This window comes from Pseudomonas sp. 06C 126 (assembly GCF_001855215.1).
Classification (GTDB): domain Bacteria; phylum Pseudomonadota; class Gammaproteobacteria; order Pseudomonadales; family Pseudomonadaceae; genus Aquipseudomonas; species Aquipseudomonas proteolytica.
Genome location: NZ_MIFU01000105.1, coordinates 17,630 through 28,579 on the forward strand (window position 1 = coordinate 17,630; position 10,950 = coordinate 28,579).

10 protein-coding genes are annotated in these 10,950 nt (G+C 62.6%); 6 read left to right on the top strand and 4 right to left on the bottom strand.

Annotated features, from left to right (window positions below):
- Positions 1–21: 21 nt before the first annotated feature.
- Positions 22–780, bottom strand: a complete 759-nt coding sequence (locus BHC62_RS20475; RefSeq protein WP_029298136.1) for a thioesterase II family protein — start codon at positions 778–780, stop codon at positions 22–24.
- A 311-nt stretch (positions 781–1,091) separates the two neighbouring features.
- Here BHC62_RS20475 and BHC62_RS20485 point away from each other — a divergent pair, with 311 nt between their 5' ends.
- Entirely contained in the window at positions 1,092–1,643 is a 552-nt protein-coding gene (locus tag BHC62_RS20485; protein ID WP_029298131.1) for an RNA polymerase factor sigma-70, read from the top strand.
- Between the two features lie 88 nt (positions 1,644–1,731).
- Here the strand turns inward: BHC62_RS20485 and BHC62_RS20490 are convergent, their stop codons facing one another.
- The 3 genes from BHC62_RS20490 to BHC62_RS20500 all read right to left on the bottom strand — a co-directional run bounded on the left by BHC62_RS20490 (position 1,732) and on the right by BHC62_RS20500 (position 4,346).
- Positions 1,732–2,745 carry a GNAT family N-acetyltransferase gene (locus BHC62_RS20490; RefSeq protein WP_070995947.1) on the bottom strand — a complete coding sequence of 338 codons (1,014 nt, stop codon included), beginning with the start codon at positions 2,743–2,745 and terminating at the stop codon, positions 1,732–1,734.
- 81 nt (positions 2,746–2,826) lie between these two features.
- Positions 2,827–3,624 carry an ABC transporter substrate-binding protein gene (locus BHC62_RS20495; protein WP_070995954.1) on the bottom strand — a complete coding sequence of 266 codons (798 nt, stop codon included), beginning with the start codon at positions 3,622–3,624 and terminating at the stop codon, positions 2,827–2,829.
- 98 nt (positions 3,625–3,722) lie between these two features.
- Positions 3,723–4,346 carry a TetR/AcrR family transcriptional regulator gene (locus tag BHC62_RS20500; protein WP_070995948.1) on the bottom strand — a complete coding sequence of 208 codons (624 nt, stop codon included), beginning with the start codon at positions 4,344–4,346 and terminating at the stop codon, positions 3,723–3,725.
- Positions 4,347–4,503: 157 nt separating this feature from the next.
- Here BHC62_RS20500 and BHC62_RS20505 point away from each other — a divergent pair, with 157 nt between their 5' ends.
- The 5 genes from BHC62_RS20505 to BHC62_RS20525 are packed head-to-tail and all read left to right on the top strand — an operon-like array spanning position 4,504 to position 10,759.
- Positions 4,504–6,282, top strand: coding sequence for an acyclic terpene utilization AtuA family protein (locus BHC62_RS20505; RefSeq protein ID WP_070995949.1), 1,779 nt, complete (start codon positions 4,504–4,506; stop codon positions 6,280–6,282).
- Positions 6,283–6,294: 12 nt separating this feature from the next.
- Positions 6,295–7,182, top strand: a complete 888-nt coding sequence (locus BHC62_RS20510) for an SDR family oxidoreductase (protein WP_070995950.1) — start codon at positions 6,295–6,297, stop codon at positions 7,180–7,182.
- A gap of 3 nt (positions 7,183–7,185) precedes the next feature.
- The gene (gene atuC, locus BHC62_RS20515; RefSeq protein WP_070995951.1) at positions 7,186–8,802 is read left to right on the top strand and encodes a geranyl-CoA carboxylase subunit beta; all 1,617 of its coding nucleotides are present in this window, start codon (positions 7,186–7,188) and stop codon (positions 8,800–8,802) included.
- A gap of 20 nt (positions 8,803–8,822) precedes the next feature.
- On the top strand, positions 8,823–9,980 hold the full coding sequence (gene atuD, locus BHC62_RS20520) for a citronellyl-CoA dehydrogenase (protein WP_070995952.1): 1,158 nt from the start codon (positions 8,823–8,825) through the stop codon (positions 9,978–9,980).
- Entirely contained in the window at positions 9,977–10,759 is a 783-nt protein-coding gene (locus BHC62_RS20525) for an enoyl-CoA hydratase/isomerase family protein (protein WP_070995953.1), read from the top strand. The genes atuD and BHC62_RS20525 overlap by 4 nt, the downstream gene beginning before the upstream one ends.
- The last annotated feature ends 191 nt before the right edge of the window (positions 10,760–10,950 follow it).

The following is a 10,950-nucleotide window of genomic DNA, read 5'->3' on the forward strand; positions in this document are numbered from 1 at the left end:
CGTGGGCGCGCGGCGGCGGGTTCAGCCGGTCGCCAAGGCCGCCCGCCGGGCAGCGCCATGGCGCCAGCGGGTCAAATGTTCGTCGGCATAGCGCCGCACGCAGCGCAACAGCGAGCTTTGCTGCTGCACCAGGTAGAAGTGATGCCCCTCGAACATGTCCAGGGAGAAACCGCTGGCGGTGTCTTCCTGCCAGTCGAGCAACTCGTCGGCGCGCACGTCGTCCTGCTTGCCGCCGAACACATGGATCGGCATCGACAGCGGCTCGCGCTCGCCGTAGTGGAAGCTGCCGCACAAGAGGAAGTCGGCGCGCAGGATCGGCAGCGCCAACTGCATCAATTCACGGTTGGCCAGAGCGTCTTCGGGAGTGCCCTTGAGCGTGCGCAGGCGGTCGATCAACTGGGTGTCGTCTTTTTCCACGGCGTACTCGCTGACATCGCGGCGCGCCGGGCCGGCGGTGGCCGAGGCAAACAGCGCCAGGGGCGCAGGCAGCCCGCGTTCGCGCAGGGCATGGGCCAGTTCGAACGCCAGCAAGCCACCGAGGCTGTGGCCAAACAAGGCGTAGGGGCCGTCGAGTTCGGCACTGATCTCGCCAGCCAATTGCGCGGCGAGCACCTTGATATCGCGCTGCAAGGGTTCGTCCATGCGCATGCCTCGCCCCGGTAGCTCCAGTGGGCACACCTGCAACCACTCGGGTAACGCCCGGCGCCAGCGGCTGTAGAACATGGCGCTGGCGCCCGAATAGGGCAGGCAAAACAGGCGCAAGCGGGTCGACGTGCTCATCTCAGACCACCCCTGCCTGGAACGCTGGGTTCTCGCGATACAAACGCATGTCGTCCTCCTCCGGGTGCAAATCCATGGCCGGCGTGTTGGCTGGCCTGTCACCAATGAGAACGGATGGCACGGCAAAATAATTAGTCGCCAGGCCAGGGCCCGCGCACAAAGAGATGCACCTCACAGTTTGCATTTCGGTATAAGATTAGTTCCACTTCTCATTTGACAATCATTATCATTAAGAATAATTTGTTGCCCGATGTGTAGGAGGCCTCAGCAGGGATGCCCTCCACTAACCTTATTGCAGCAAGGTGATTTCCATGACGGAACAAGTATCCACAAGCAGGTGCGATTCACCGTTACTCCAGGCGTTTGTCGATAATCGACTGATCCTGGTCAAGATCGCGGCGCGCATTACCGGCTGCCGTTCCCGCGCCGAAGACGTGGTGCAGGACGCCTACTTCAGACTGCAATCGGCACCGCAGATCACCTCATCGTTCAAGGCGCAACTGAGCTACCTGTTCCAGATCGTGCGCAACCTGGCTATCGACCACTACCGTAAACAGGCCCTGGAACTGAAGTACTCCGGGACGGAAGAGGAAGGCTTGAATGTGGTTATTCATGGCGCTTCACCGGAAACCTCGCACATCAATTTTTCCACCCTGGAAAACATCGCCGACGCCCTGACCGAACTGCCCCAGCGCACGCGCTACGCCTTCGAGATGTACCGCCTGCATGGCGTGCCGCAAAAGGACATTGCCAAGGAACTGGGCGTGTCGCCGACCCTGGTCAACTTTATGATCCGCGACGCGCTGGTGCACTGCCGCAAGGTTTCGGGGACCCATAGCGATACCTTTGCCCGACGTGTCTGAGCACCACGCAATTGCAATCACGGGTGAGCTTGTGTGGGAGCGAGCAAGCCCGTTCCCACAACATTTGATATTCGTTGCCCTGTAGCCCTCAGACCAACCCACACCGCTCAAAAAACCGCTCCCGCCCCAGGATCATCAGCGCCGCACGCTTGTGGGGGAAATCGAATTCCTTTTCGCAGTGGAAACACTGGTTGTGCATATGGCCGATCATCCTGGCGTTGTCAGCCCGCGGCTCCGCCACCACCCGCTGGGTGCGCGGGTCGTCGAGGAACAAGTAGTGCACCAACGCCGACAGCCAACTGGCGACCTTGTGCGGCCCACGGTGATGCTCCTCCCCCACCAGCATATGGATACCGCGATCGTAGTCGTCCACCTCATAGAACGGCGCGATGCGATCCTCCTTGGCCCAATACGCCTCGAAATAGGCAAAGGGCTCATCGTCGATACAGCCGATCAACGTCAAGGTATGCGGGTCGGCTGCAAGCTTCTGCAGATAGTCACGATGCTGCTCCAGGCTGCCGCTTTCCTGCCAGAAGTTGGCGACCCGCGCGCTGTTCTGCCAGCGATTGAAGCGCGCCAGGTCCACATCGATCTCCAGCGTGCGCAGTGAGATCCAGGCGCCCAGGCGCGCATCGAAACGTCGATAGACTTCGCCGCACGGCTTGGGCGCACGCAGGGGATGGCGCTTGCCAGTGCTGATGACCATTTGCTGCGGGTAAACACCGCTCGACGCCTGGCCCAGCCACGGCTGCGGCAATTGCCAGAACAGGGTGCGTTCGCAACGAAATTGCCCCGCCACCTCCGTGGCCAGCAGCAGACCGCTGCGCAGGGCCTCGTCCGGGGCGTGCTCAAGATGCCAGGCCAACTGCTGGCGCTCGGGCTCGCGGGCAAACAGCCAATAAACTGCTGCCCACAAGGCCTGCACTGACGGCACCTCGCCTGGGTTTTGCAAGTGCAGGTGCAATGCTTCGCCACGCTCCAGGCGCAGGCGCACCAGGGGCTGGCCGGCGACGGTCAGGGTCAGGCGCCCGTCACTTTCGTCTGCGTTAAGGGCGGGCCCTGCCGGGAGTGGCAGGACTGACAAGTCTTGGGGATTGGGCATAGAGGGCGCTCACGATAATCGTCGACAGTTAGTCGAAGTGACGTGAACCAGCCACAAAAATTTAAGCCGGCAGTTCCCGGATCACCGCGCGTCGGGCACCGGCAGCACCTCAATGCGGTACGGCTCGAAGATCTTCAACAGCTCGCCGCTGTCGCGCAGGCCCTTGAGCAATGCGGCAAACGCCGGGCCACTGATCGCAGCCTTGGGCCGCAGCAACGCGTAGTGGTGGTAGACCTGATCGATGCGCTCCGACACCAGGAACTGCCCGGCCGTGTCCGCATTGCGCACCATGAAGTCACTGAGGTAGGAGCGCGTCACCAGGGCGATATCCGCCCGGCCACGCGTCACCATCAGCAAGTTACTGTCATGGGAATAGGTCAACGTGGCGTTGAACTGCGCAGCCATGTACTTGGGGTCGGGGTTGAAGTTGGCAAAGGCGTAGTGATAACCGCTGAACACCGCCAGGCGCTTGCCCTTGAGGTCGGCGAAATATGCCTGGTCGCGACCGGGCTGGCGCTGGGCGACGAAAATCTCGGCGTCCTCCAGGCCCATGTCGACGCTGGTATGGGGAATATCCTGCCAGCCCCATTGCGGGTTCTCGAAAATGGCCATGTCGATCCGGCCCTGCTCGAAATCGCGAAAACGTCGGGGGATGGAGGTTGGTACCAGCACGAACTGGTACTCGGTCTGCGTACGGTTCAGCGCCTCCAGCAGTTGCGGTAGCAAACCGGTGTCGGCGCCCTGCTCCGGGCGCACGGTGTACGGTGGAAAATGCGCGGCACCGATCCGGACCAATTGGGCCGCCGAAACCTGCGCCTGCCACAAGGTGCCCATTGCCAATACTGTAAGTCCTGCAGCCAGCTGCAATGGCGAAAACATCAGGCGTGCACCGTTCAAAATCTGGATCTCGCTAAGCTAGGCGTTTTTGTCTGGGGAGACAACTTTCTACCCGACAATAAATGGCCTGTGCGCCACGCCTAATCGGCCTTGAGTACCAGCAGCAACGCTTCATCGGCCAATTGCTCGAGGGTCATGCTGCCCTGGGCGCGGAACCACGTCGTGGTCCAGGACAACGCCCCGGTCAGGAAACGCCGGGTGATAAACACATCGCCCTTGATATAACCGGCCTGCTTGGCCTCGCCCAGCACCTGCAGCCAGATCTCCTCATACACATCCCGCAGCGCCAGCACCTGGGCCTGGCCTTCTGCCGACAGCGAGCGCCATTCATACACCAGCACCGCCATCGCTTCGCCGCTGCCGCCCATGATCGACTGCAACTCGCAGCGAATCAGGGCCAACACCCGCTCGCGCACGTTGCTCGCCTCGGCCAGAGAGGCACGCATCATCGCGGTGTTGTAGTGGATGGTTTCTTCCATCACCGCCCGCAGGATTTCGTCCTTGCTCTTGAAGTGGTGAAAGATGCTGCCGGACTGAATCCCCACGGCACTGGCCAGGTCACGCACGGTGGTGCGTTCAAAGCCCTTGTTGCGAAACAAGTGAGCCGCGGTCTGCAGCAGCTTGCCCCGAGCGCTGTCGGGGTCGGTCAGTTGCCCGCCGTCCACCATGGTGCGCATCACCTCCAGGGCTTTTTGCTCATCCATGCTGCTCTCCTCAACTACTTTGATTGCGTCATGGCCGGCAATTTAGGCCGTGGCAGCCACCCAAGCAAGCGCTTGGGCAAAAGTTATGACCAGAGTTTACAAACCAAGCGCTTGCTTGGTAGTCTCGACCCAGCGATTTTCCAGAGAAGGACTTCCCATGGACAAGACCGTTCGTATCGGCTGCGCCAGTGCATTCTGGGGCGACACCTGCACCGCCGCCGCGCAGTTGGTGCAAGGCGGCGCGCTGGATTACCTGGTGTTCGACTACCTGGCGGAAGTCACCATGTCGATCCTCGCCGGCGCGCGAATGAAAGATCCCCAGGCCGGCTACGCCACGGACTTTGTCGAAGTGCTGGCGCCATTGCTCGGCGATATCCAGCGTCAGGGCATCCGCGTGATCAGCAACGCCGGCGGCATCCACCCCCAGGCCTGCGCCGCGGCATTGCAGGCTGCCTGCGACCAGGCCCGGGTGCCATTGAAAATCGCCGTGGTGCTGGGCGATGACCTGCAACCGCAGTTCAAGCAACTGCTGGGCGTCAGCGACATGTTCAGCGGCGCGCCTTTACCGGCGATGTGCGTGTCCACCAATGCCTACCTCGGCGCACCGGGCATCGTCCAGGCCCTGCAACTGGGCGCCGATATCGTCATCACCGGGCGCGTGGTGGACAGCGCAGTGGTCAGCGCGGCCCTGGTGCATGAGTTCAACTGGTCGTGGCAGGACTACGACCGCCTGGCCCAGGCCGCACTGGCCGGGCATATCATCGAATGTGGCGCGCAGTGCACCGGTGGCAATTTCACCGATTGGCGCGAGGTACCGGACTACGAGCACATCGGTTTCCCGATTGTCGAAGTCAGCGCCGACGGCCAGTTCATCGTGAGCAAAGCACCGGGCACAGGCGGCCTGATCAGCGAACTGAGCGTCGCCGAACAACTGCTGTACGAAATCGGCGACCCACGGGCCTATCTGCTGCCGGATGTGATTTGCGACTTCAGCCAGGTCACGCTGCAGCAGCAAGGCGAAAACCGCGTGCGCCTGCACGGCGCCAAAGGGCAGGCACCGACCGACCAGTACAAAGTCAGTGCCACCTACCCCGACGGTTTTCGCTGCACCGCCAGTTGCCTGCTGGCCGGCATCGATGCGCGGGCCAAGGCCGAACGGGTCAGCCAGGCGATCATCAACAAGACTGCCGAACTGTTCAGCCAACGCGGCTGGGCGCCCTACACCGAGGTCAATATTGAATTGCTCGGCAGCGAAGCCACCTACGGCGCCCACGCCCGACGCCAGGACTGCCGCGAAGTGGTGCTCAAACTGGCGGTGCGTCACCCGAGCAAACAGGCACTGGTGCTGTTCGCCCGGGAGATCGCCCAGGCCGCCACCGGTATGGCGCCGGGGCTGACTGGCATTGTCGGCGGCCGGCCCACCGTGTATCCGCTGATCCGCCTGTTTTCATTCCTGATCGATAAGCGCGCCTGCAGCCTGAGTGTCGACTTCCAAGGGCAGTCCTACCCCTGCGAACTGCCTGCAACGGCCGCCTTAGGCACACCCCACGCCCCCCTCGACCCACCCCGGCCCGAAGGCCGCGCCGATGCCAGCGTGCCGCTGGTCAAACTGGCCGTGGCGCGCTCCGGTGACAAGGGCAATCACAGCAATATCGGCGTGATCGCGCGCCGGCCCGACTACTTGCCGTGGATCGCCGAAGCGTTGACGCCCGAGGTGATCGTCGACTGGATGAGCCACGTCCTCGACCCACTGCACGGGCGCGTAGAGCGCTGGTATCTGCCCGGCAGCCACAGCCTTAACTTCCTCTTGGAGAATGCCCTGGGCGGCGGCGGTATCGCCAGCCTGCGCATCGACCCCCAGGGCAAGGCCTTCGCCCAGCAGTTGCTGGAAATACCGATTGCCGTGCCCCGCCACCTCGCTGATCAACTCAACTAAGGGACTCTCGCCGTGGCCTTCGACTCGATCTTCAAAGCCGACCTGTTCCAGGGGCAGACCATAATCGTCACCGGTGGCGGCAGTGGCATCGGCCGCTGCACCGCCCATGAACTGGCAGCCCTCGGCGCCCATGTGGTGCTGGTGGGGCGCAAGCCGGAAAAACTGCAAGGTGTCGCCCAGGAAATCAGCGATGACGGCGGCCGCGCCAGCTGGCAGGCCTGCGATATTCGCGATGAAGAAGCGGTCAAGGCGCTGATCAGCCAGATTATCGAGGCGCACGGCCCGATCCACGGTCTGGTGAACAACGCTGGCGGCCAATACCCGTCACCCCTGGCGTCGATCAATCAAAAAGGCTTTGAAACCGTACTGCGCACCAACCTGGTGGGCGGTTTCCTGGTGGCGCGTGAGGTGTTCAACCAATCCATGAGCAAACCTTCTTTGGGAACAAAAGGCGGCGCCATCGTCAACATGCTGGCCGATATGTGGGGCGGCATGCCCGGCATGGGCCACTCCGGCGCGGCGCGCTCGGGGATGGACAACTTCACCAAGACCGCCGCGTTCGAGTGGGGCTACGCCGGGGTAAGGGTCAATGCCGTGGCGCCAGGCTGGATCGCCTCCAGTGGCATGGACACCTACGAAGGTGCGTTCAAGGCGGTGATCCCGACCCTGCGCGAGCATGTGCCGCTCAAGCGCATTGGCACTGAATCGGAAGTCAGCGCGGCGATTGTGTTCCTGCTCAGCCCCGCCGCCGCGTTCGTCAGCGGCAGCACCCTGCGCATCGACGGCGCCGCCAGCCTGGGCAGCCGTGCCTGGCCGCTGCACAAGGCGCAGGCGCCGAGCCCGTCCTTCAATGGTTTTCACCGCGCCTACCTGCCGGATGTACTCAAGGAGGGCCAATAAACCATGCCGGTCATCGACTCCCAACTCGACGCCCACAGCCCGCAGTTCGCGCAAAACCGCGAGGCCATGCTCACGGCCATCAACCACCTGCGCCAACTGGAACAGAACCTGTTGGACAAGGCCGCCGAGGCCAAGGGCAAATTCGACAAGCGCGGCCAACTGCTGCCCCGCGAACGCCTGAACCTGTTGCTTGACCCCGGCGCGCCCTTCCTCGAACTGGCGAGCCTGGCCGGCTACAAATTGCACGATGACAAGGACGGCAGCGCGGCCGGTGGCGGCTTGATTGCCGGTATCGGTTACGTCAGCGGCGTGCGCATGCTGGTGGTGGCCAATAACAGTGCGATCAAGGGCGGGACGATCTCGCCGTCCGGCTTGAAAAAATCCCTGCGCCTGCAACAGATCGCCATGGAGAACAAACTGCCGGTGGTGACCCTGGCCGAAAGCGGCGGCGCCAACCTGAATTACGCAGCAGAGATTTTCGTCGAAGGCGCACGCAGCTTTGCCAACCAGGCGCGGATGTCGGCCATGGGCCTGCCACAGATCACCGTAGTCCACGGCTCGGCCACCGCTGGCGGTGCCTATCAACCGGGACTTTCGGATTACGTGGTGGTGGTGCGCGGCAAAGCCAAGCTGTTTCTGGCCGGCCCACCGCTGCTCAAGGCCGCCACCGGCGAAGTGGCGACAGATGAAGAACTGGGCGGCGCCCAGATGCATGCGCAAACCGCCGGCACCGCCGAATACCTTGCCGAAAATGACGCCGATGGCGTGCGCATCGTGCGCGAGATTGTCAGCCTTTTGCCGTGGGACGACCGGTTGCCGCCTGCACCGGCGCGGGCCTACGCCGAGCCGCTGTACCCGATTGAAGAGCTGCTGGGGCTGATCCCCGACGACCCGAAAAAACCCTACGACGCACGGGAAATCATCGCGCGCATCGCCGACGGCTCCAACTTCCTCGAATTCAAGGGCGAGTACGATCCCCATACCGTCTGCGGCCACTTGCAGATCCAGGGCCGCGCCTGCGGGTTTATCGGCAACAACGGCCCGATCACCCCCAAGGGCGCGAGCAAGGCCGCGCAATTTATCCAGTTGTGCGACCAGAGCCAGACGCCGCTGCTGTTCTTTCACAACACCACGGGTTTTATGGTCGGTACCGAATCCGAACAACAAGGGGTGATCAAGCACGGCGCGAAGATGATCCAGGCGGTGGCCAATGCCCGCGTGCCCAAGCTGACTGTGGTGGTCGGCGGTTCCTATGGTGCCGGTAACTATGCGATGTGCGGCCGGGGCCTGGACCCGCGCTTTATCTTCGCCTGGCCCAACAGCCGCACCGCCGTGATGGGCGGCGCCCAGGCCGGCAAGGTGCTGCGCATTGTCACCGAGGCCAAGCAATTGAAAGACGGCCTGGTGCCCGACCCCAAGGTGCTCGACATGCTCGAACAGGTCACCGCACAGAAACTCGATAGCCAGTCCACGGCCCTGTATGGCAGCGCCAACCTGTGGGATGACGGGCTGATTGACCCACGGCACACCCGCACTTTGCTGGGTTACCTGCTGGATATCTGCCAAGAAGCTCAGGTGCGCCAATTGCAACCCAACAGCTTCGGCGCCGCGCGCTTTTAACGATCAGGAGAACAATAAAAATGATCTTCACCCAGGAACACGAAGAGCTGCGTCGTACCGTACGGGCTTTTGTCGACCGCGAGATCAACCCCCATGTCGACGCATGGGAAAAAGCCGGGCGCTTCCCCATCCACGAAATTTTCCGCAAGGCCGGCGACCTGGGCCTGCTGGGCATTTCCAAGCCGGAGAAGTTCGGCGGCATGGGCCTGGACTACAGCTACTCGATAGTCGCCGCCGAAGAGTTCGGCACCATCCGCTGCGGCGGCATCCCGATGTCCATCGGCGTGCAGACCGATATGTGCACCCCGGCCCTGGCGCGTTTTGGCTCCGATGAGCTGCGCGAGGAGTTCCTGCGCCCGGCTATCAGCGGCGAACAAGTGGGCTGCATTGGCGTCTCGGAAACCGGCGCCGGCTCCGACGTGGCCGGCTTGAAAACCCACGCACGCAAGGATGGCGACGACTACGTGATCAACGGCAGCAAAATGTGGATCACCAACTCCCCCAGTGCAGACTTTATCTGCCTGCTGGCCAACACCTCGGACGGCAAGCCCCATATCAACAAATCACTGATCATGGTGCCGATGAACACTCCCGGCATCAGCGTCAGCCCGCCCCTGGAAAAACTCGGCATGCATAGCTCGGAAACCGCCCAGGTGTTTTTCGATGATGTGCGCGTGCCCCAGCGCAATCGCATCGGCCATGAAGGTGCGGGGTTCATGATGCAGATGCTGCAATTCCAGGAAGAACGGCTGTTTGGCGCAGCCAATATGATCAAGGGCCTGGAATCGTGCATCGACAGCACCATCGCCTACTGCAAGGAGCGTCAGACCTTCGGCAAGGCCTTGATCGACAACCAGGTGATCCACTTCCGCCTGGCCGAACTGGCCACGGAGATCGAATGCCTGCGCGCGTTGGTCTACCAGGCCACCGAGCAATACATCAAGGGCCAGGACGTGACGCGACTGGCCTCGATGGCCAAGCTCAAGGCCGGGCGCCTGGGCCGCGAAGTCAGCGACAGTTGCCTGCAATACTGGGGTGGCATGGGCTTTATGTGGGACAACCCGGTGGCCCGCGCCTATCGGGATGTGCGCCTGGTGTCGATTGGCGGCGGCGCCGACGAGATCATGCTGGGGATCATCTGCAAATTGATGGGCACGCTGCCGGGGAAAAAGTCGTGAGCGCCTGCGAAACCCTGCTGCTGGAACCGCACAATGGCGTGCTGCACATCACCCTCAATCGCCCACAGAACCGCAATGCCATGAGCTTGCAGATGGTCAGCGAACTGCGCACGGTGCTGGCAGATGTGGCGCGTGACGAACACGTGCGGGCATTGGTGATCAGCGGCGCTGGCGGGCACTTCTGTGCGGGCGGCGATGTGAAGGACATGAGCCGCGCGGGCAGCCGCGAGGGCTTGCGTGATTTGAACCGGGTGTTTGGCGCGCTGCTGCAGGAAGTCGAAGCGCTGCCGCAGGTGGTGATCGTGGTGCTGCAGGGCGCGGTGTTGGGCGGTGGGTTTGGCCTGGCGTGTGTCAGCGACATCGCGATTGCCGATCACCAGGCACAGTTCGGCTTGCCGGAAACCAGCCTGGGTGTGCTGCCGGCGCAGATCGCGCCGTTTGTAGTGCGGCGTATCGGCCTGACCCAAGCCCGGCGCCTGGCGTTGACCGCGGCGCGGTTTGACGGGATCGAGGCGCAGCGCCTGGGGGTGGTGCATTTTGTCGAGCATGATCCCCAGGGATTGGCGCAGCGCCTGGATGAGGTGTTGGGCCAGGTGTTGCGCTGTGCCCCGCGCGCCAATGCCCGGACCAAGGCGTTGCTGCTCCAGAGCCTGGATCAGCCATTGGAACTGCTGCTGGATCAGGCTGCCGATTGGTTTGCCGAAGCAGTGACCGGGGAAGAAGGGATTGAAGGAACGCGGGCGTTTGTCGAGAAGCGCAAGGCCAGGTGGGTAATTTGATCTTGAAAACGCCCCACTCCCTGTAGGAGCTGGCTTGCCTGCGATGGCCATAGGTATCTACACAACTTTGCCGCAACGCCTAAATCCAGGCGGATAGCGCAGTTGTGGCGAGCGGGCTTGCCCCGCGCTGGGCTGCGAAGCAGCCCCAATAAGCCGAATGCGTTGTACCAGATACACCGCAGCGGCTGGTT

Bases quoted from the DNA above. Each gene is read 5' to 3' on its own strand.
- BHC62_RS20475 (WP_029298136.1), bottom strand. From the start codon at position 780: ATGAGCACGTCGACCCGCTTGCGCCTGTTTTGCCTGCCCTATTCGGGC.
- BHC62_RS20485 (WP_029298131.1), top strand. From the start codon at position 1,092: ATGACGGAACAAGTATCCACAAGCAGGTGCGATTCACCGTTACTCCAG.
- BHC62_RS20490 (WP_070995947.1), bottom strand. From the start codon at position 2,745: ATGCCCAATCCCCAAGACTTGTCAGTCCTGCCACTCCCGGCAGGGCCC.
- BHC62_RS20495 (WP_070995954.1), bottom strand. From the start codon at position 3,624: ATGTTTTCGCCATTGCAGCTGGCTGCAGGACTTACAGTATTGGCAATG.
- BHC62_RS20500 (WP_070995948.1), bottom strand. From the start codon at position 4,346: ATGGATGAGCAAAAAGCCCTGGAGGTGATGCGCACCATGGTGGACGGC.
- BHC62_RS20505 (WP_070995949.1), top strand. From the start codon at position 4,504: ATGGACAAGACCGTTCGTATCGGCTGCGCCAGTGCATTCTGGGGCGAC.
- atuC (WP_070995951.1), top strand. From the start codon at position 7,186: ATGCCGGTCATCGACTCCCAACTCGACGCCCACAGCCCGCAGTTCGCG.
- atuD (WP_070995952.1), top strand. From the start codon at position 8,823: ATGATCTTCACCCAGGAACACGAAGAGCTGCGTCGTACCGTACGGGCT.